Genomic DNA, 20,185 nt, shown 5'->3' on the forward strand with positions numbered 1-20,185 from the left:
CCCTGCGGAACCCGCCGGCCTGGGGCCCGGAACAGCCCGAAACGCATACGACCGGGCAGCTCCACCCAGGCAAATGCCCTATTTGCCTGATTACTCTGGAGCGGTGGAGTCGTACCCAAATGCCTCCGGCAGCGATCACGGCGAACGGGCCCGGCTGGGCGCCGGAATGCGCCCGGAGATCCTCGCGTCCTGGGAGCGCTCGCAGTCCCTCGGCATCGACCGCGAGCGCGCGGCCCTGCCGGTCGAGCGTGACCTCGATCCCGACACCCGGCTGGTCAGGGCCGCCACACCGGTGCTGACCCGCCTGTACGAACGGTTCTCGGGCGTACCGGTGACCCTGACACTGGCCGACTCCCACGCACGCATCGTCGACCGGTGGGGCGACCCCGTGGGGCTGGACCTGATGGACGCCGCCTCCCTGGTGCCGGGCGCCAACGTCGACGAGCGGTTCATGGGAACGAGCAGCGTCAGCATGGTGCTGAGCACCAGGGCGCCGTTCGTGGTCGTCGGCCACGAACACTTCCTGCACGCCCTCAAGGAGCTCACCTGCATGGCCGCGCCGGTACGCGACCCGGTGGGCGGCACCGTGCGGGGCGCGGTCAACCTCTCCGTGCCCCGGGAGCTGGCCGACCCCGGCATGGCGCTGGTCCTCCAGGACGCCACCGAACGCATCGGGGAACGCCTGCTGGAGCTGAGCACGGCACGGGAGCTCGAACTCACGCACTCCTTCCGCCGGGCCATGCAACGCGGCGGGCACGCCGAGCTGGACCTGGAGTCGGGTGAGCTGTCCCGGCGCGGCGGACCGCCGCCCCGGCTGGCCTCGCAGGAACGGCTGGCACTGCTGGAGCGTGCCGTCGGCCTGATCTCCTCGAACGGCGAGACGTTCGCCGAGGTGCCGCTCGCGGGAAATCGTGTGGCCGTCCTGCGCCGACGGGAGCTGCACCACGGCGACGCGGAGGGCGCGGCGGTCGAGGTCAGTTTCGAGGACAGCGGCGGTACGGGAACGGCGCGTCCGGCTGCCGCCAGCGGCCCCGGCGGTGGTGTGCCGTTCCCGGACCGCCCCGCCGAGACGGCGCAGCCGCACGCCGGCGGAACCGACGCGTGGCTGCTGCTCGTGGGCGAGCCGGGTGTCGGCCGGTTCGCCGCCGAGGCGCGCGGACGGCTGGCCCTGCTGAACGAGGCGGGTGTCCGGCTCGGCACCACCCTGGACCTGTGGCGCACCGCCGAGCAGCTGGCGGAGATCACCGTGCCGCGCTTCGCCGACCTGGTCGTCGTCGACCTGGCCGAGAGCGTCCTGGCGGGCGAGGAGCCACCGCCCGGACCGCTGCGCCCCGGCGTGCCGCTGCGCCGGGTGGCCGCCTGGGCCGGCGAGGGCTCCCGCGGCCTTCCGGCCGACGGGGTGAACGCGCCGGCCGGCTACCCCGCCGGGACACCCCAGGCCCGGTGCCTGGAGACCGGGCAGCCGGTCACGGACTCGGTGATGACCGCCGCCCTGGCCGGGCACCCGGCCGGCCGCGCGCACCCCGTCGGCTTCCTCGGCGAGGGCGCGCACTCCTACCTGGGCGCTCCGCTGACCGCGCGGGGCTCCGTCCTCGGCCTGGCGGGGTTCTACCGCCGCGGCCGGACGAGGCCGTACGAGCAGGACGACCTGACGCTCGCCGGCGAGCTCGCGGCGCGTGCCGCGATCAGCATGGACAACGCCCGCCACTACCGCCGGGAGCACCACGCCTCCCTCACCCTGCAGCGCAGCCTGCTCCCGCACGCCCTGCCCCGGCTGAGCACCGTCGGCCTCGCCTCCCGCTATCTGCCCGCCGACGCCAGGTCCGGGGTGGGCGGGGACTGGTTCGACGCGATCCCGCTGTCCGGCATGCGGGTGGCGCTGGTCGTCGGTGACGTGCCCGGGAACGGGTTGCAGGCGGCGGCGACCATGGGCCGGCTGCGTACGGCGGTACGGACGCTGGCGGGTCTCGACCTGTTGCCGGAGGAGGTGCTGGCCCACCTGGACGACCTGGTCAGCCGCACCCCCGAGGAAGACGCCGACGACCAGGACCCGGCGACGGGGACGACCTGCCTGTACGCGATCTACGACCCGGTGTCCTGCCGGTGCACGGCAGCGACGGCCGGTCATCCGCCGCCGGCTCTGCTGACTCCGGACGGGGAGGCACGGCTGATCGGCCTCCCGACCGGTCCGCCGCTCGGGCTCGGCGGGCTCCAGCCGTACGAGTCCGCCACCGTCGGCCTGCCCGCGGGCAGCCTGCTGACGATGTACACCGACGGACTGCTGAAGGAGGGCCGCGGCTACGAGGACACCGAGGCGCGCACCGACCAGCTGCTGGCCTCCCTGCGCCTCGCCGGTCCGGATCTGGAGGACACCTGCGACCGGGTCACGGACGCGCTCCCGCCCAGCGGCCCGTCCGACGACGTGGCGCTGCTGCTGGCCCGTGTGCACGCGCTGCCCGAGGACCGGATGGCGTGCTGGGAGTTCCCGTCCGACCCCGCGGCCGTGGCCCGTGCCAGGGCGCTGACCCGTGCCCAGCTCGCCGCCTGGGGCATGCCGGAGCTGGACTTCAACACCGGGCTCGTGGTCAGCGAGCTGGTCACCAACGCCGTGCGGTACGGCGGCCCGGGACCGGTGGGCCTGCGGTTGCTGCGTGACGACTCACTGATCTGCGAGGTCTCCGACGGCAGCAACACCTCTCCGCGGATCAGACGCGCGGCCACGACCGAGGAGGGCGGGCGGGGTCTGTTCCTCGTGGCGCAGTTCACCAAGAGCTGGGGCGCCCGCTACATGCCGCAGGGGAAAACGGTGTGGGCCGAGCAGATTCCGCAGCCGGAGCAGCCGGCGTCCGAGACGGACGAGGAGGCACTGCTGGCCCTGTTCGACGACCCCGGCTGACCCGCCTCCGGTCGCGGCCGGTCAGTCGGGTACGGAGTCCACGGTGGCGTAGCTGTGCAGTACCTGGTCCGTTCCGGTCAGCGCGAGCATCCGCCGTACGCGTTCGCTGGGTGCGATCAGCGCCAGGCGGGCGCCGGTGCCGCGGGCCGTGCGGTAGACCGCGATCAGGCAGGTGAGCCCGGTGGAGTCCAGGAAGCCGACGCCGGACAGGTCGACGAGCACGCTGTGCCCGCCGGTGAGCACCAGGGGCCGCAGGGCGTCGGCGAGGTGTGCGGCGGTGTGCAGGTCGAGGGCGCCCGCGACCGTGACGAGGTGACGGCGGGCGCTCAGGCGGCGGACGTGCACCCGGAGGGTGTGCTGGTGGTCGCGGGAGGCGGGCCGGCCGGTGTTCATCGCCGCCTCCTTCCGCGTGGACCGGACCTCACGGGGTCAGCTCCTGCTGGTGGCCGCCGCGCCACTCGGTGAGCAGTACGGTGGCGTCGTCGTCGAGCTTGCCGTCGTGGTGTTCCATGATGGCGGCCATCAGCCGGCGCAGGGTCTCGTGCAGAGTGTGCCGGCCGGAGTGGTGACGGCGGATGAAGTCGACGAACCGCTCCTGGCCGAACTCCGTCCCGTGCCTGTCGCGGGCCTCGACGACGCCGTCGGTGTACAGCAGCAGGCGATCGCCCGGTTCGAGCTGCTCGGTGGCCATGATGACCGACAGGCCGAGGTCCGCGCCCATGGGACCGGCCGGGGGGCAGACCAGTTCGGTGGTCCAGCGGTGGCCGCGGATCAGGAGGGGCAGGTGGTGACCGCGGTTGATCCAGGTCAGCCGACCGCTCTCCATGTCCAGGTCGGCCAGGACACCGGTGACGTAGCGGCTGGTGCCGAACTGCCCGAGCAGTGTCTCCTCCACCCTCCGGCTGGTCTCGGACAGCGAGGCACCCTGGCGGCGGGCGTTGCGGCAGGCGGACACGGCGACGTTCGCGGTGATACCCGCGGTGGTGTCGTGGCCCATGGCGTCGAAGACACCCAGGTGGAGCGTGCTGCCGGCGACCGCGTAGTCGAAGGCGTCGCCGCCCACCTGGTAGGCGGGCTCCATCACCGCGCCGACGGTGACCTGCTGCCCCGCGTAGGCGGGTGGCGGGGTGAGGTTCCACTGCATCTCCGCGGCCACGTTCATCGGCTCCGTACGCACCAGACGCGCGTAGGAGTCGCTGTAGGACCGCTTGCTCAGCAACAGCAGGGCCGTCATCGACGCCAGGTCGCGCAGGGCCCGGCGGACGGGTTCGTCGTCGGTGTCGGTGTCGGCCCGCAGCACACCCAGGCGTTCCACGCCGTCGGTGACGGCCACCCACCAGCGCCGCCCGCCCGGACGATCGCACTCCCCCTCCCGCACGGGTTCGGGCAACAGTTCCACGCGCCGGTAGGCCTGGCCGGGCAGACTGCCCGAGACGGTGAACTCCTGCCCGCCGCGTCCGGCATCCAGCCCCTCACCGGTGAGCCGGCGCAGCACCGTCTCCCGGATGTCCACCACGAAGATGGCCACGTCGTGCATGCCTGCCACGGCGGCGTGGCCGGCGATCATCCCCGGAAGCTGTTCGAGCGTGGCCGTGTGACTGGCCTGCATCAGCCGCAACAGCGACGCCCCGGTGCTGTCGGTCACCTCGCCTCTCTCTCCTGGCCGCTCGGGTCGTACCCGTCCTCGGGCACCACACGGGTACCCGCATCCGGACGGCACGCGCGGCCCGGCGACGGCCAGTGCCCGCGCCCGCGCCCGCCTGGATCTCTTCAGCCGGCGCCGGTCAGGGCGTGCCTGGCTGAGCCGGCGGCGGAGGCTGCGTACTCCAGCCTGGCCAGTGCCCTTCGATCCCCACGCGTGCGCCGGGAGCCGGGGTGCCGTGCAGCCTGATCTCACCGGCGGTCCTCCGTTCGACGCCCAGTACGGCTCTGCCCCGTTCGCTGCGCCCGGCGCCGACGAGGCCACGCGGCGGCACCCGCCGTGCTTCCAGGGCTGGAAGCACGGGTGGAGACGGGACGGGTCGGGGGACGCATCTCCACCACTCCCCAGAACCACATAGAAAACCGGTACCGTCGGCGACCGAGGCGCTTCCGGCACCCTCATGGACACGGCCTTGGATGCACGTCAACATCCATGCATCGGAGGCAGTTTCACAGGTTTAGAACCCCTCCAGAGAGCACTTCTGAAGAAGTGTGGTTTTTTCATTGACAGCGGAAAAGAGTCACGCCTAGGTTTCCGGCCATGCGCCCGACCTCCCCCCGTGAGTCGGTCCCCACGATGACTCCGGCCGCTTCCCTGGTCTTCACCACACTGCTCTCCCACGGCCCGCTCACCCGGGCCGAGGTCGCGCGGCGGACCAGCCTCTCCGCCGCCGCCGTCACCAAGGCGGTCCGCCCGCTGATGGAACTCGGCTACCTGGTCGAGGGGGTGGACGAAGAGGCGCCGCCCGCCGTGGGACGCCCGGCCAGCCTGGTGTGGGTGGACGGCGGGAGGGCGCTGTTCATCGGGCTCAAGGTGACCGGCGACGAGATCATCGGCGTACTGACCGACCTGTGCTGCCGCATCCGGATGTCCCGGCACGTGCACCTCACGGGCCGCGCTCCGGAGGCGGTGCTCCCCGTCATCACCGCGCTGGTACAGGAGTTGCTCACCGAGGCCGTCGGATTCGGCGTGCGGGTACGGGGGCTGGGCATCGCGATCTCGGGGGACGTGGACCGGGCCGAGGGTGTGGTCCGTTACTCGCCCTTCCTGGAGTGGCGGGACGTACCGCTCGCCGAACTCGTCGAGGCCACGACCGGGTTGCCGGTCACGGTCGACAACGACGTGCGCGCGCTCACGGTCGCCGAGCACTGGTTCGGGGCCGGAGTCGGACTCTCGCACTTCGCCCTGGTCACCGTGGGCGCCGGCATCGGCTGCGGCCTGGTGGTGCACGGACGGGTGGTGTCCGGCGCGCACGGCGTGGCCGGGGAGATCGGGCATCTGTCCCTCGACCCGCTCGGCCCGCCGTGCCACTGCGGCAACCGGGGGTGTGTGGAGGCGATCGCGGCGGACCCCGCCATCGTGCGAGCGGTGCGCGCGGCCACCGGCGAGCGGGTGGCCGGCATCGCCGAGGCGCTGGACCTGGCCCGCCGCGAGGACCCCGGCGCCCGGGCGGTCTACGCGCGGGCCGGCGAGGCCATCGGCAAGGCGATCGGCTCGCTGGTGAACCTCCTCGGTCCCGAGCGGGTGATCATCTCCGGGGAGGGCCTGGCCGCCTACGACCTCTTCGCCGAGGGCATCCGGGACTCCTTCGCCGCGTCCGCCTTCGGCACCGCCGCGCGGTGTGACGTGGTGACACGTCCTCTCGCCTTCGAGGAGTGGGCGCGGGGGGCCGCGGCCACCGCGATCCAGTCCTTCCTGGGATCGGACACGTACGAGGAGCAGCCCATGACGCTGCAGAGCCGCAGCCCGTAGACCGCCGGCGCATCCGGCCACCGACGGCCCCCGGGTGCCGTCCGGTGCCGGGGCCGCCATGAGCCCGGCCCCGCCCGCTCCCGCCGTCGGCGGCGCGGAGCCCGGCCCGAAGACGGTACCCTCCCCCGTTCGTCACGGCAGGCGCTCCCCTGACCGCGACCCCACGCTCCCGCTGCACTGCACGCCACGGCGACAGCGCATCAGCGGGCTCCCATCGGCCCGGGCAAGGACAGAGCCGCCGGTCCGGCGCTTCGGCGGCCCGCCACTCGACCGCCCGCGCCCGGCGTCCCGCCCGATCCGGCGCCCGCCCCCACCGGGTACCACCGCAATTCCGCTCACCCCACCCCCAGGAGGCGACCCATGCGGTCATCCCCGTACACAGCCCTGCGCGGAACCCGTACCGGCTTCCCGCGCCGTACCCTCAGAGCGACGCTGGTGCTGGCCGTCACGGCCGGACTGGCCACGGTCCCGGCCGTCGATCAGGCCATGGCCGCCACCGCCAAGTCGGCCGCCCCGGCCGCCCGTTCCGCCTCGACCACGGCCGACGCCGCCTCCGGCCTCGCGGCCAAGCCCTACATGGGCTGGTCCAGCTGGAGCATGCAGTCCTCCCAGTACCCGGGGCTGAATCCGAACGGCAGCTACAGCTACCTGACCGAGGCCAACGTGCTGAAGCAGGCGGACGCCCTGGCCACCACGCTGAAGAAGTACGGCTACGAGTACGTCAACATCGACGCCGGCTGGTGGATGGACCAGAACTGGACGTCCGAGTTCGACCAGTACGGCCGGCAGACCCCGGACCCGGTCCGGTTCCCCCACGGCATGAAGTCCGTCGCCGACCACATCCACGCCAAGGGCCTCAAGGCCGGCATCTACCTGCCGGTGGGCCTGGAGAAGGGGGCCTACGGCGAGGGCAAGGTGCCGATCCGCAACGCCCCCGGCTGCACCACCGCGGACGTGGTCTACCCCGACCTGCGCACCACCAACGGCTGGGACAGCGCCTACAAGCTGGACTTCGGCAACCCCTGCGCGCAGAAGTACATCGACTCGCAGGCGCAGATGCTCGCGGACTGGGGCTACGACTTCCTGAAGCTCGACGGCGTGGGTCCGGGCTCGTTCAAGTCCGGCGACAACTACGACAACGTCCCGGACATCGCCGCCTGGCACAAGGCCATCGGGGACACCGGCCGCCCGATGCACCTGGAACTGTCCTGGTCGCTGGACATCGGCCACGCCGCCGACTGGAAGAAGTACTCCAACGGCTGGCGCATCGACACCGATGTGGAGTGTTACTGCAAGACCCTGGTCACCTGGGAGAACTCGGTCAACGACCGGTGGAACGACGCCCCCGCGTGGAGCGGCAAGGCGGGCCCCGGCGGCTGGAACGACCTCGACGCGGTCGACGTCGGCAACGGCGAGATGGACGGCCTCACCCCTGCCGAGCGGCAGAGCTACATGACCCTGTGGGCCATCAACAAGTCGCCCCTGTTCACCGGTGACGACCTCACCCGACTGGACGACTACGGACTCTCCCTGCTGACCAACCAGGAGGTCATCGACGTCGACCAGAACGGCTCGCCGGTCGCACGCCCCGTCACCCCGATGGGCGACCAGCAGGTCTGGGGAGCCAAGAACCCCGACGGCAGTTACACCGTCGCCCTGTTCAACCTCGGCGACTCGTCGGACTCCGTCACCGCCGACTGGGCGTCGTTCGGCTTCACCGGCGCGGCCACCGTACGCGACCTGTGGAAGCACCAGAACCTGGGCACGTACAAGAACAGGATCACCGCGACGCTGCCCGCGCACGGCTCACGGCTGTTCACCGTCAAGCCCGGCGGCCCCGCGCTGTCGACCACCCGCTACGAGGCCGAGTCCGGGAACAACACCCTGACCGGGAACGCCTCCCTCGCCTCGTGCGACGCCTGCTCCGGCGGCAAGAAGGTCGGCAACCTCTACCTCGACAGCCGGCTGCAGTTCAACGACATCAAGGTGAAGAAGGACGGCATCTACACCATCGACGTCGCCTACGTCAGCGGCGATCCCCGTTCGGTGACCGTCTACTCCAACAGCGGCAACGGCACCCGGCTGAAGTTCCCCTCCACCGGTGACTGGAGCACGGTCCAGACCGTCAGCGTGCAACTGGCCCTGAAGGCGGGCTCCAACAGCATCACGTTCGACAGCGGCTGGGACTACTCCCCCGACATCGACCGGATCGACGTCCCCAGGACCGCCTGACCCGCACGTGGGCCCGGTACGGCTCCGGGCCCACCCCCCTCGCAGCACACCCGACGGCCCCGCATCCGTCGTTCCCGCATGCGCCGTTCCCCGGACATGGAGTGCACCACGTGGACACCCAGCACACCGCATCGCGCGACAACCGTCCCAGCCGCAGAGGCTTCCTCTCCCTCGCCGCCATCGCCGGCGCGACCGCCGCACTCGGCGGTCTGCCGGGCTTCACCGCGTCGGCGGCCCCGTCCCGCCCCCTCTCCTCGCCCATGCTGTCCGCTGCCGCCGCCGCGAAGAACCAGCTGTGGTGGCGGGCCCCCGGCTCCCCCACCTCGATGATCCGGCAGGGCCTGCCGGTCGGGAACGGGCGCCTCGGAGCGCTCGTGAGCAACGACCCCTCCAGCGAACTGCTGACGATCACCGACGCCTCCCTGTGGACCGGCGGCGCCAACGACACCCTGCAGAGCGACGGCCAGTTCCCCTACGGGCGGGACGACTTCGGCTCCCTGACCCTGCTGGCCGAACTCACCGTCGACATCCCCGGCCACGACCTGGGCTCCGTCGACAACTACCGCCGCACCCTGGACCTGGCCCAGGGCCTCGTCAGCGCTTCCTACGACCTGTCCGGCGTCACCTACCAGCGGCAGATCTTCGCCAGCCGCCCCGACGACGTCATCGTCGTGTACTTCTCCCAGCTCGGCGGCGGCACCTACACCGGCACCGTCACGCTGGCCGGCACCCACGGCGAGCACACCACCGCGGACGGCACGCGGCGCGTCTCGTTCGGGGCGTCCCTCGCCAACGGCCTGAAGTACGGCGCCGCCGTCACGGCGACCAGCGGCACCGGCACGGTGACCGTCAGCGGTACGTCGATCAGGTTCAGCGGCTGCAAGGACCTCACCGTCGTGGTCAGCGGCGGCACGAACTACGCGCCCGACGCGGCCGCCGGGTTCCGCGACCCGGCCCTGGACCCGGAGCGTCTGGCACGCACCAAGGTGCAGGACGCGGCCGGCCACTCCGCGAGCACCCTGCTGCACACCCACGTCGCGGACTTCCGCCCGGTGTTCGAGCAGCTCGCCGTCGACCTCGGCACCTCGTCCACCGCACAGCGCAAGCTGGACACCTGGCAGCGCGTACAGGCCCGCTACCGGGACGACGTCCCGGACCCGGAACTGGAGGCGGCCTACCTCCAGTTCGGGCGCTACCTGATGATCTCCGGATCACGGGGCGTCCTGCCGATGGGTCTGCAGGGGCCGTGGCTGGACGGCAACGACCCGGACTGGATGGGCGACTACCACACCGACATCAACGTCCAGATGAACTACTGGCTGGCCGATCGCGCCGGACTGCCGGACTGCTTCGACGCCTTCACGGACTACTGCCTCGCGCAGCTGCCCTCGTGGACGGACGTCACGCGGCGGCTGTTCAACAGCCCGGACAACAGGTACCGCAACTCCAGCGGGAAGATAGCCGGCTGGACCGTGGCCATCTCCACCAACCCCTACGGCGGAGGCGGCTGGTGGTGGCACCCGGCGGGCAACGCCTGGATCTGCCAGAACCTGTTCGAACACTACGAGTACACCCAGGACCGCGCCTACCTGGACAAGATCTACCCCCTCCTCAAGGGAGCCGTGGAGTTCTGGGAGGCCCGCCTCATCACCACGACCGTCACCGACGCCTCCGGCGCCTCACGCGAGGTCCTCATCGCCGACAGCGACTGGTCCCCCGAGCAGGGACCGCTGGACGCCAAGGGCATCACGTACGCCCAGGAGCTGGTGTGGAACCTCTTCGGCAACTACCGCACCGCGACCGGGGTGCTCGGCAGGGACACCTCCTACAGCCAGACCGTCGACGGCCTGCGCGAGCGCCTGTACCTGCCCGTGGTCAGTCCCAAGACCGGCTGGCTGGAGGAGTGGATGTCGCCGGACAACCTGGGTGAGACCACCCACCGGCACCTGTCCCCGCTCGTCGGCCTCTTCCCGGGCGACCGGATCCGCCCGGACGACTCCACCCCGAAGGACATCCTCGCCGGCGCGACCGCCCTGCTGACCGCGCGCGGCATGAACAGCTACGGCTGGGCCAACGCCTGGCGCGGCCTGTGCTGGGCCCGGCTGAAGAACGCGGAGAAGGCCTACCAGCTGGTCGTCAACAACCTGAAGCCGTCCGCGGGCGGCAGCAACGGCACCGCGCCGAACCTCTTCGACATCATGGACATGGGGCAGGGCCGCGGCATCTTCCAGATCGACGCCAACTTCGGCACCCCCTCCGCGATGATCGAGATGCTGGTGTACTCGCGGCCGGGCCACATCGAGCTGCTGCCCGCACTGCCCGCCGCGTGGGCGGCGTCCGGCTCGGTGTCCGGAGTCGGCGTGCGCGGCGGCTTCGTCGCCGACCTCAGGTGGAGGAACGGCAAGGTCACCCAGCTGACGCTGAAGAGCGTCGGCGGCCGTGACACGACCGTGTTCGCGGGCGGCACCTCGCGCAAGGTCAGCCTCAAGCCCGGCGCGTCCGTCACGCTGAACAACCTCGGCTGAGGCCGGTGCGGCACACCCCTTCCCCCCGAGCCAACCCCCGATGACCCGTCGTCAGCGGACCGTCCCGCCGCCCGGAATCCGTCCGCCCGCGGCGGGGACGGGACCGGGCCGGACTCCCCGCGGAGCCGGCCCGCCGCGGACGACGCGGAGAGTGGAGAGAACAACGATGTCCCCCGAAAAAGAAGGCACGGCGGCGGACCGCCGGCCGCGTCGCGGATCCCTGCTGTCCGTGTTCGGCGCCGTGACCGGGATGATCCTCACGGTCGTTCCGCTGAGCACCGCGCACGCGGCGAGTGCCGCCGCATCGTCGCCGCAGGCCAAGGGCACCCGGGTCAGCGCCTGGTCACCCAGCATGACGACCGGCGGCCCGTCCTTCGACAACCAGACCCTGCGCATGGTGGTGCACAGCAGCGTCGCGGGTTCCGGCGTACGCATCACCCTGTCCAACCGGTACGGCACCGCGCCGCTCGACCTCGGCACCGTGGACCTGGCCGTCCAGGCGAGCGGCGGCGAGGCGACCCGCGGCACCACTCGGAACGTCACCTTCGGCGGCTCGCGCCGTGTCACGATCCCCGCCGGCGAGGAGGCGGTCAGCGACGTCGTCCCGATCACGGTCGTCGCCGGCGAGAACCTGCTGGTCGACCTCTACACACCCGGCCCGACGGGAACGTCGACCTGGCACTCCGACGCGTTCGACACCACGTACATAGCCTCCGGCAACCACGCCGGTGACAACAGCGCCGCCGCGTTCGGCACCACCACGACCTCCTGGTACTACCTGGCGGGGATGGACGTGCTGTCACCGACCGCGAGGGGCACCGTCGTCGCCTTCGGCGACTCCATCACGGACGGCTACCACTCCTCGAACGGAACCTACACCCGGTGGCCCGACTTCCTCGGACGCCGGCTGGGCTCCGGACCGGGCCCGCAGAAACTGAGCGTCGTCGACGCCGGCATCGGCGGCAACCGCGTGCTCACCGACGTCCCCAACCTGTGGCAGGGCGTCAGTGCCCTGAAGCGCTTCGGCCACGACGCCCTCGGCCAGCCGGGCGTCAAGGACGTCATCCTGTTCGAAGGCATCAACGACATCGGCAACAACGCGGGGCCGGACGGCCGCCCGCTGACCGCGCAGGACCTGATCGACGGCTACCGCACCCTGATCGGCCAGGCCCACGCCGCCCACGTCAACATCATCGGCGCGACGCTGATGCCCGACCAGGGCAACGGGTACTACACGCCCGACGCGGAGCGGATCCGCCAGAGCGTCAACCAGTGGATCCGCACCAGCGGAGCGTTCGACGGCGTCATCGACTTCGACCGGACCATGCGTGACCCCGCGAACCCGGCGGCACTCAACCCGGCCTACGACTCGGGCGACCACATCCACCCCGACGACGAGGGGATGAAGGCGATGGCCGACGCGATCGACCTGCGGCTGCTGCGCACCTGACCGGTCGACCGCTGTCCGCCGCCGGGTGGGCGGGAGCCCCGGGCCGGTGTCACACCCCGGCGGCGTCGGCCAGTCGTCCGCCGATCCGCGCCGCCGTCTCGCGCAGCCAGATGTGGGCGGCGTCGTGGGTGTGGACCGGGTGCCACCACATCGCCTCGCGCAGCGGCACCGCCTCGTACGGCGGTTCCACGACGCGTACGGCGGCGAGCGGTGCCAGCAGCCGCGCGAGCCGGGCCTGGATCAGGGCGATGCGCCGGGTGCCGGCGACCAGCAGGGGCAGCAGCTGGAAACTGTCGACGGAGACCTCGGCCCGGGGTTCGACACCGAGCATGCCGAGCTGGCGCACCGCGGGCGCGTCGTAGGTGCGCTGATAGGTGACCCAGGGCAGGCGGGCGAGATCGTCGCGGGTGAGGCGGTCGTCCACGCCGGGATGGTCGTGGGCGACGAGGAAGACCCAGCGGTCGTCGTAGAGGTCGGTGGCGGGGAAGTCGCTGATGACGCCGTGCGGCATGAGCAGGCCGTCGGCGGCGCTGAGCAGCGTCGCGGTGTCGTCGACGACGCCGGCCGGGGTGTGGCTGAAGCGGAGCCGGATGCCCGGGGCCTCCTCGTGGACGACGCGGGCGAGTTCGGTGCCGAAGACGGCGACGGCGTAGTCGGACGCGACGAGCCGGAACTCGCGGACCTCCTTGGCCGGGTCGAAGTCGGCCTGGCTGGCGAAGAGGCGTTCCAGCAGGTCGTACGCGGTGGCGGTGCGGTCGAGGAGGACCTGGCCGAGGGCGGTGAGCTCGTAGTGGCCGCCGACGCGGGCGAGCAGGTCGTCGTCGAAGTGGCGGCGCAGACGGGCCAGGGCGGCGCTCATCGCGGGCTGGCTCAGCCCGACGCGCTGTCCGGCGCGGGTGACGTTGCGTTCCTCCAGCAGAGCGCGCAGGGCGACGACGAGGTTGAGGTCGAGGCGGGCCAGGTTCACGGGGCTTCCCCTTGCGATGCGGCGCTGACCAGCGGGAATCCATCACATGGATGCTGATCGTCCATGGGATCGACTGCCCTGATCTTCGGTCGGGTCCAGGTTAGTCACACCGTGTCCGGCGCCGTGCGCACGGGGTCGTCGCCGGCCCCTACCCGCCCCCGGCCGCTGTGGTTTCCTGTTACCCCGAGCCCAGGCCCCGAGGAGCTGCCCATGACCATCACGCCTGTCCCCTTCCAGGTGTACGAGGCCGGAACCTATCTGCACGGTACGAAGGCGGCCCTGGCCCCAGGGGATCTGCTGGTCCCCGGGTACGCGTCCAACTTCGAGGAGGGGCGCACGTCCCGCCACGTCTACGTGTCCGAGACCCTGGACGCCGCCGTCTGGGGCGCCGAGCTCGCGGCCGGGGACGGTCCGGCCCGGATCTACGTGGTGGAGCCGACCGGAGAGCTGGAGGACGATCCCAACGTCACCGACAAGAAGTTCCCCGGCAACCCCACCCGCTCCTATCGCACCCGCGAGCCCGTGCGCGTCGTGTCGGAGCTCAAGGGCTGGGCCGGGCACTCCCCCGAGCAGATCGAGGCCATGCTGAACGGGCTGGCCGACCTTCGCCGCCGCGGCGTCGCCACGATCCTGGACTGACGAGGGCCACCGGGTGGGGTACCGCCCAGCCGGTGAGCCTTGCTCCCGCGGTTGTGCGATTCGGCCCCGCCCGCGGGTATACAGGGAGCATGCTGGGTGTGTGGCCGACGGCTGTCCGGGCATCGCGGCGAGCCGACCGAGGGCCCGGCGTTGTGGAGACCACCCCTGCTCGCGAACGGGAGGGCCGATGAGCCGACGCACTCAACCTGATGCGCGGGCCGAGCGGACCGGCCGCGGTCCCGCGCTGCCCTCGGCGCGGAAGACGCGGCGGCGGGCGGCCCGGCCGGCCGGTTCGGGCCGGCTGAGCGCCCACAGCGCCGACGGCGAGCGGATGCTGCTGCCCGGCGGCACATGGCGGCGCGTCGAGACGATCAGGGTGCGAAGCCTGTTCGGCTGAGGACGGGCCGCGCGGCCCCCTCCCACCATCGATCCGGGGCGTGCCGGGCCGGGCCGTTCACCGCCGTTCGGGCACGACCGCGACCGGGCACTGGGCGTGGTGGAGGAGGGCATGGCCCACACGGCCGACCTGGAGTCCGAAGTGCCCCTTCCCGCGTCGGGCCCCGACGATCACGAGGTCCGCCGCGGCCGACCGGTCCACGAGGACCTTGCCGGGCGGTCCCTCGGCAGCCGCCGGGCGCGTCCGGACCCGCGGATACTCGGCGGTCGCGGCCGTGAGCCGGGCGTCGACGACGGCCGAGGCGCGCTCCTGGGACGCGTCGAGCGGTCCTTCGGCCCAGGGCCGGTCCGCGCTCTCGTCATGGCCTGGCCTGCGCCCGGCACGCACGACGTCGAGGACACAGCCGCGCACCTCGGCCTCCCGGAAGGCGAAACGGACCGCTTCCGCGCCGGTGCCGGCTTCGCCGAGGCCGAGCAGGATCCGCCCGTGCGCACCGGCCAGGCCCACCCGGTCGCCGCGGACCACGATCGTCGGGCAGGGGGCCCGGGCCGCCACGGCCACACCCACCGACCCGAGCAGCAGTCCCCTCAGTTCGCCGTGGCCCCGCGAACCGGTCACCAGAGCGAAGGCCGCGCCGCCCTCGCGCACCAGGGCCGCCGTCGCCTCCTCCGGAACGATGTCGGTGGTGATCTTCACATCCGGGTTGCGTCGTTGCGCCCGGTCGGCCGCCGAGGCCAGGACGTCCTCGGCCATCACCTGCTCGGAGGGCCGGTCCGGACCCGCCGGGGACAGGCCGGCCTCGTAGCGCTCCCAGAGGGAGGCGTGGACCAGCCTGAGCGGCAGACCGTGGCGGGCGGCTTCGTCCACGGCCCAGTCGACCGCGACGAGGCCCGGCTCCGATCCGTCGACGCCCACGACCAGAGGGAGGGTCATCGTCCCCACCGCCTTTCCCGGGGCCGCCTGTCGCCCGGCACACCGCGAGGGCGCCGTGCCACAACCTCATGGTCCCTCACCCGCTCCACGGCTGCCCGCACCGCCTCCGGGGGCGACGGGGAGCCGTGCGCCGGCCGGCGGCACACCGGTGACGTACCGGAAGAGGGCCCCGGCGACGCTGCGCCGGGGCCCTGTCGCGAGGCGGCTCAGCCGTCCCACGTCCAGTCGGCGACCTCGGGCAGGTCCATGCCGTGTTCCCGGATGTGGACGTGGTGGCGCTGGCGGGCGTCCTCCATGCGCTGGCGTACGGCGGCCGCGCGGACGGCGAGGCCGGGGACGCGGTCGACGACGTCCATGACCAGGCGGTAGCGGTCCAGGTCGTTGCGGACCACCATGTCGAAGGGGGTGGTCGTCGTGCCGATCTCCTTGTAGCCGCGCACGTGCAGGTGGCGGTGCCCGGTACGGCGGTAGGCCAGGCGGTGGATGAGCCAGGGGTAGCCGTGGTACGCGAAGATCACCGGCTTGTCGGCCGTGAAGAGTCCGTCGTACTCGAAGTCGCTCATGCCGTGCGGGTGTTCCTCGCTCGGCAGCAGCCGGGCGATGTCGACCACGTTGACCACGCGCACGGCCAGGCCGGGCAGGTGCCGGCGCAGCAACTGGGCCGCGGCGAGAACCTCCTGGGTCGGCACGTCACCCGCGCACGCGAGCACCACGTCCGGTTCGCGCGTGCCGTCCTCGCTGCCGGCCCACTCCCAGATGCCGGCGCCCCGGGCACAGTGGACCTTCGCCTCCTCCATCGACAGCCAGTCGAAGCAGGGCTGCTTGCCCGCCACGATCACGTTGACGTAGTCGCGGCTGCGCAGGGCGTGGTCGGCCACGGACAGCAGGGTGTTCGCGTCCGGCGGGAAGTAGACCCGTACGGCCTCGGGACTCTTGTTCATGATGTGGTCCACGAACCCGGGGTCCTGGTGGGAGAAGCCGTTGTGGTCCTGCCGCCACACATGGGAGGTGAGGAGGTAGTTCAGGGAGGCGACGGGAGCGCGCCAGGACAGGCGGCGGGTGGTGCGCAGCCACTTGATGTGCTGGTTGACCATCGAGTCCACGATGTGCACGAAGGCCTCGTAGCAGGAGAACAACCCGTGCCGGCCCGTGAGGAGGTAGCCCTCCAGCCAGCCCTGGCAGGTGTGCTCGGAGAGGATCTCCATCACCCGGCCGTGGCGGTCGAGGTGCTCGTCCACGTCGAGGACGGCGGCCTGCCAGGCCTTGCCGCTGGCCGCGTAGACGGCCTGGAGCCGGTTGGAGGCGGTCTCGTCGGGGCCGACGAGCCGGAAGTCGCGGCGGTCGGTGGTCGCCCGCATGACGTCCTCCAGCATGTCGCCGAGGACACGTGTGGGTTCGTGCAGGGTGGCGCCGTGCTTGTCCACCTCGACGGCGTACCTCTCCAGGGGCGGAAGCGGCAGTTCCCGCACGAGGAGGCCGCCGTTGGCGTGCGGAGTGGCACCGAGCCGCCGGGCACCCTCCGGGATGCACGCCACCACGTGTGCGCGGGGGGTGCCGTGCTCGTCGAACAGTTCCTCAGGGCGGTAGGAGCGCAGCCACTGTTCCAGCTGCCGCAGGTGCTCGGGGTTGTCCCGCACGGCGGCCAGCGGCACCTGGTGGGCGCGCCAGGTGCCCTCGACCGGCACTCCGTCCACCTCGGCGGGACCGGTCCAGCCCTTGGGCGTGCGCAGCACGATCACGGGCCAGCGGGGCCGGTCCGTGGCCCCGTCCTCGCGGGCGGCACGCTGGAAGCCGGCGATGCGGTCGACCGCGTGGTCCATCGCCGCGGCCATGGCGCGGTGGACGGCCGCCGGGTCGTCACCGGTGACATGGACGGGGTCGTGGCCGTAGCCGCGCAGGAGTTCGTCGAGTTCGGCTTCCGGGATCCGGGCCGGCACCGTCGGATTGGCGATCTTGTAGCCGTTCAGGTGCAGGATCGGCAGTACGGCGCCGTCGCGGACCGGGTCGAGGAACTTGTTGGAGTGCCAGGAGGCGGCCAGCGGCCCGGTCTCGGCCTCGCCGTCGCCGATCACGCAGGCGACCAGCAGGTCCGGGTTGTCGAAGGCCGCGCCGTAGGCGTGCGACAGGGAGTAGCCGAGTTCACCGCCCTCGTGGATGGAGCCGGGGGTCTCGGGGGCCACGTGGCTGGGCACCCCGCCCGGGAAGGAGAACTGCTTGAACAGCCGGGCCATGCCGGCCGCGTCCCGGGTGACGTCCGGGTAGGTCTCGGTGTACGACCCCTCCAGCCAGGAGTTGGCGAGCACGGCCGGGCCGCCGTGTCCGGGGCCCCAGATGCACAGCGCGTCCAGGCGGCGGGCCTTGATGAGGCGGTTGAGGTGGGTGTGCACCAGGTTCAGGCCGGGTGAGGTGCCCCAGTGGCCGAGCAGCCGCGGTTTGACGTGCTCGGGCTGGAGCGGCTCGCTCAGCAGGGGGTTGGCCATGAGATAGATCTGGCCGACGGCGAGGTAGTTCGCGGCGCGCCAGTGGGCGTCCAGGGAGGCGAGCTCCTCGTCCGAGAGTTCGGCGGGCGCCGTGTGCGTGTCGGCGGACATCCGGATGCCTTTCGTGTCGGGACGGCGTTCGGGGGCTTCGTGCGTCTCGGCCTCTGCACGACCACCTTCCACCGACGCCCGGGTTCCCGACAGGGCCGTTCGGGCCACCGGCGGCACAGCGGGCGCTCCCGTGGGACCTGACCGCCCCCGTAGCCACCCGATCGGACCACCCCGGTGGCCGGCCGGCGGCGCGGCCCGGTCCCCCGCCCGCCGAGGGGGGTCGAAACGCTCAGCAGCCGCGGACTCGCGGCAGCGCCCGGCGCGTACCCGCGTCTGCCGGTCGGCGGACCGACCGGAGCCGTCGGCCGTGCGCCGGCCATGTCGCCCTGTGCGCCGGGGAGATCAGTCGCACGGGCACCCAACTGGGCACTGCTCGCCGGGAGTTCACCCGACGCGTCGCGGTCAGCGCCGCCCTGCGTCCTGGAGTGACGTCACACCGGCGGCGCCCCCGAAGTGGTCACCGTGCGGGCCGACGGGTCTCCGCCCATGCTGGAGGTGAGGGGGGTTGGGACGGCGGAGGAGGTAGTGAAGATGCGGACCGTTGTCGATCTCACGCGCTGCCAGGGATACGCACAGTGTGTGTTCCTCGCACCCGGCGTGTTCGAGCTGCACGGCGAGGAAGGCCTTCTCTACGCCACGGCCGTACCCGAGGACCAGGAGGAACGCGTGCGCCAGGCCGCGGCGGCCTGCCCGGTCCAGGCCATACTCGTGGGCGAAGAGGTGAGCAGCGGTGCCCGCTGACCTCAAGGACGGCCGCATCGTCGTCGTCGGTGCGTCGCTGGCCGGCCTGCGGGCCGCGGAAGCGCTGCGTGAGGAAGGCTTCACCGGTTCACTGACCGTGGTCGGGGACGAACCCCACGTACCCTACGACCGTCCGCCGCTGTCCAAGCAGGTGCTGCTCGGGCAGGCGACGGCGGAGACCACCGAGCTGCCGATGCGCCGGGATCCGGACGCCGAGTGGCGGCTGGGCGTCCGCGCGACGGGCCTGGACCTGCTGGGGAAGCGGGTACTGCTGGAAGACGGGGAGTCACTGCCGTACGACCGGGTGCTGATCGCCACGGGAACCCGCGCGCGGCCCTGGCCCCACAAGGAGGAGGCCGCGCTGGACGGGGTGTTCACCCTGCGTTCCCGTGAGGACGGCGCGGGGCTGGCCGAGCGGCTCGCCGAGGGGCCGGAGCGCGTGCTGGTCATCGGCGGCGGCTTCACGGGCTCGGAGATCGCCTCGGCCTGCCGGGAGCTGGGGGTGCAGGTGACGGTGACCGAGCGCGGCCCCGCTCCGCTGGTCGGCGCACTCGGCGGCACCCTGTCGAAGCTCGCGGCCGTCATGCAGCGCAACAACGGCGTGGACCTGCGCACCGGCGTGACGGTCACCGCCCTGAACGGCAACGGGGCCTTCACCGGTGCGGAGCTGTCCGACGGCAGCCGGGTCGACGCGGACGTGTGCGTCGCGGCGTTGGGAGCGATCCGCAACGTCGAATGGCTGGCGGACTCGGGGCTCGCGGCGGGCCCGCGCGGGATCGCGTGCGACGCCGGGTGCCGCGCCTTCAACATGTACGGGATCGTCACCGACGACGTCTTCGTGGCGGGCGACGTCTCCCGCTTCCCGCACCCGCTGTTCGGCTACCAGCTGCTGTCCCTGGAACACTGGGGCAACGCGGTCGAGCAGGCCGAGGTGGCGGCCCACAACATGGTCAACCCGGGCCCCCTGCAACGCCCGCACCTGGCCGTCCCGGTGTTCTGGTCGACCCAGTTCGGACTCAACATCAAGTCCGTGGGTGTGCCCACCTACTCCGACCACGTGGTCATCGCCCAGGGCTCGCTGGAGGCGCGCCGTCTCGCCATGGTCTACGGGTACAAGGGCCGGGTCACCGCGGCCGTCACCGTGGACATGGCCAAGTCGCTCGACTACTACCGGCACCTGATCGAGACGGCCGCCGCGTTCCCGCCCCCGCCCGGCGCCGCGGACCGCGCGATCGCGGCCGACGTCACGATCCCTTCCGACGTGCCCGACCCATCGGTGCTGTCCCACGGCCCGACCGTCGCGCTCACCGGTCACCTGCCCGACCGCCGGCTGACCGTGGTGTAGCCCACTCCGACCGTG

General features: G+C 72.3%; 14 protein-coding genes. 9 read left to right on the forward strand and 5 right to left on the reverse strand.

Annotated elements, in window-relative coordinates; genetic code table 11:
- The first annotated feature begins 103 nt into the window (after window positions 1-103).
- On the forward strand, window positions 104-2,896 hold the full coding sequence (locus AB0947_RS17755; RefSeq protein WP_366751254.1) for a SpoIIE family protein phosphatase: 2,793 nt from the start codon (window positions 104-106) through the stop codon (window positions 2,894-2,896).
- Between the two features lie 21 nt (window positions 2,897-2,917).
- Here the strand turns inward: AB0947_RS17755 and AB0947_RS17760 are convergent, their stop codons facing one another.
- Both AB0947_RS17760 and AB0947_RS17765 read right to left on the reverse strand, forming a co-directional pair.
- On the reverse strand, window positions 2,918-3,289 hold the full coding sequence (locus AB0947_RS17760; protein WP_366751255.1) for an STAS domain-containing protein: 372 nt from the start codon (window positions 3,287-3,289) through the stop codon (window positions 2,918-2,920).
- Window positions 3,290-3,317: 28 nt separating this feature from the next.
- Entirely contained in the window at window positions 3,318-4,541 is a 1,224-nt protein-coding gene (locus tag AB0947_RS17765) for a PP2C family protein-serine/threonine phosphatase (protein WP_366751256.1), read from the reverse strand.
- A 597-nt stretch (window positions 4,542-5,138) separates the two neighbouring features.
- On the opposite strand from AB0947_RS17765, the gene AB0947_RS17770 reads away from it, so the two are divergent.
- The 4 genes from AB0947_RS17770 (at window position 5,139) to AB0947_RS17785 (ending at window position 12,557) form a co-directional block, all read left to right on the forward strand.
- Window positions 5,139-6,350: an ROK family transcriptional regulator gene (locus tag AB0947_RS17770; protein WP_366751257.1), complete on the forward strand. Its 1,212-nt coding sequence runs from the start codon at window positions 5,139-5,141 to the stop codon at window positions 6,348-6,350.
- 360 nt (window positions 6,351-6,710) lie between these two features.
- Complete coding sequence (locus AB0947_RS17775; protein ID WP_366751258.1) at window positions 6,711-8,582, forward strand: carbohydrate-binding protein; 1,872 nt, start codon at window positions 6,711-6,713, stop codon at window positions 8,580-8,582.
- Between the two features lie 110 nt (window positions 8,583-8,692).
- Window positions 8,693-11,107, forward strand: a complete 2,415-nt coding sequence (locus tag AB0947_RS17780) for a glycoside hydrolase N-terminal domain-containing protein (RefSeq protein WP_366751259.1) — start codon at window positions 8,693-8,695, stop codon at window positions 11,105-11,107.
- A 166-nt stretch (window positions 11,108-11,273) separates the two neighbouring features.
- Window positions 11,274-12,557, forward strand: a complete 1,284-nt coding sequence (locus tag AB0947_RS17785; protein WP_366751260.1) for an SGNH/GDSL hydrolase family protein — start codon at window positions 11,274-11,276, stop codon at window positions 12,555-12,557.
- 49 nt (window positions 12,558-12,606) lie between these two features.
- On the opposite strand, the gene AB0947_RS17790 is transcribed toward AB0947_RS17785, so the two are convergent.
- Complete coding sequence (locus AB0947_RS17790) at window positions 12,607-13,524, reverse strand: LysR family transcriptional regulator (RefSeq protein ID WP_366751261.1); 918 nt, start codon at window positions 13,522-13,524, stop codon at window positions 12,607-12,609.
- Window positions 13,525-13,734: 210 nt separating this feature from the next.
- On the opposite strand from AB0947_RS17790, the gene arr reads away from it, so the two are divergent.
- Together arr and AB0947_RS17800 are read left to right on the forward strand one after the other, a co-directional pair.
- Window positions 13,735-14,163 carry an NAD(+)--rifampin ADP-ribosyltransferase gene (gene arr / locus AB0947_RS17795; RefSeq protein ID WP_366751262.1) on the forward strand — a complete coding sequence of 143 codons (429 nt, stop codon included), beginning with the start codon at window positions 13,735-13,737 and terminating at the stop codon, window positions 14,161-14,163.
- A gap of 187 nt (window positions 14,164-14,350) precedes the next feature.
- Window positions 14,351-14,560: a hypothetical protein gene (locus AB0947_RS17800; RefSeq protein ID WP_366751263.1), complete on the forward strand. Its 210-nt coding sequence runs from the start codon at window positions 14,351-14,353 to the stop codon at window positions 14,558-14,560.
- A gap of 57 nt (window positions 14,561-14,617) precedes the next feature.
- Here AB0947_RS17800 and AB0947_RS17805 read toward each other — a convergent pair whose 3' ends face one another.
- A complete protein-coding gene (locus AB0947_RS17805; protein ID WP_366751264.1) occupies window positions 14,618-15,493 on the reverse strand; it encodes a universal stress protein in 876 nt (291 codons plus the stop codon).
- Window positions 15,494-15,699: 206 nt separating this feature from the next.
- Window positions 15,700-18,084 (reverse strand): phosphoketolase family protein, encoded by a 2,385-nt coding sequence (locus AB0947_RS17810; protein WP_366751265.1) that lies wholly within the window; start codon window positions 18,082-18,084, stop codon window positions 15,700-15,702.
- 531 nt (window positions 18,085-18,615) lie between these two features.
- Here AB0947_RS17810 and AB0947_RS17815 point away from each other — a divergent pair.
- Together AB0947_RS17815 and AB0947_RS17820 are read left to right on the forward strand one after the other, a co-directional pair.
- Window positions 18,616-18,825 (forward strand): ferredoxin, encoded by a 210-nt coding sequence (locus AB0947_RS17815; RefSeq protein WP_366751266.1) that lies wholly within the window; start codon window positions 18,616-18,618, stop codon window positions 18,823-18,825.
- A complete protein-coding gene (locus tag AB0947_RS17820; protein WP_366751267.1) occupies window positions 18,815-20,170 on the forward strand; it encodes an FAD-dependent oxidoreductase in 1,356 nt (451 codons plus the stop codon). Before AB0947_RS17815 ends, AB0947_RS17820 begins: the two co-directional genes overlap by 11 nt.
- Window positions 20,171-20,185: the final 15 nt, after the last annotated feature.

Origin of the sequence: Streptomyces sp. NPDC047841 (assembly GCF_040704085.1) — a bacterium.
In the GTDB taxonomy this organism is placed as follows: domain Bacteria; phylum Actinomycetota; class Actinomycetes; order Streptomycetales; family Streptomycetaceae; genus Streptomyces; species Streptomyces argyrophylli.

Bases quoted from the DNA above. Each gene is read 5' to 3' on its own strand.
- AB0947_RS17770 (WP_366751257.1), top strand. From the start codon at position 5,139: ATGCGCCCGACCTCCCCCCGTGAGTCGGTCCCCACGATGACTCCGGCC.
- arr (WP_366751262.1), top strand. From the start codon at position 13,735: ATGACCATCACGCCTGTCCCCTTCCAGGTGTACGAGGCCGGAACCTAT.
- AB0947_RS17775 (WP_366751258.1), top strand. From the start codon at position 6,711: ATGCGGTCATCCCCGTACACAGCCCTGCGCGGAACCCGTACCGGCTTC.
- AB0947_RS17760 (WP_366751255.1), bottom strand. From the start codon at position 3,289: ATGAACACCGGCCGGCCCGCCTCCCGCGACCACCAGCACACCCTCCGG.
- AB0947_RS17810 (WP_366751265.1), bottom strand. From the start codon at position 18,084: ATGTCCGCCGACACGCACACGGCGCCCGCCGAACTCTCGGACGAGGAG.
- AB0947_RS17800 (WP_366751263.1), top strand. From the start codon at position 14,351: ATGAGCCGACGCACTCAACCTGATGCGCGGGCCGAGCGGACCGGCCGC.
- AB0947_RS17805 (WP_366751264.1), bottom strand. From the start codon at position 15,493: ATGACCCTCCCTCTGGTCGTGGGCGTCGACGGATCGGAGCCGGGCCTC.
- AB0947_RS17815 (WP_366751266.1), top strand. From the start codon at position 18,616: ATGCGGACCGTTGTCGATCTCACGCGCTGCCAGGGATACGCACAGTGT.
- AB0947_RS17785 (WP_366751260.1), top strand. From the start codon at position 11,274: ATGTCCCCCGAAAAAGAAGGCACGGCGGCGGACCGCCGGCCGCGTCGC.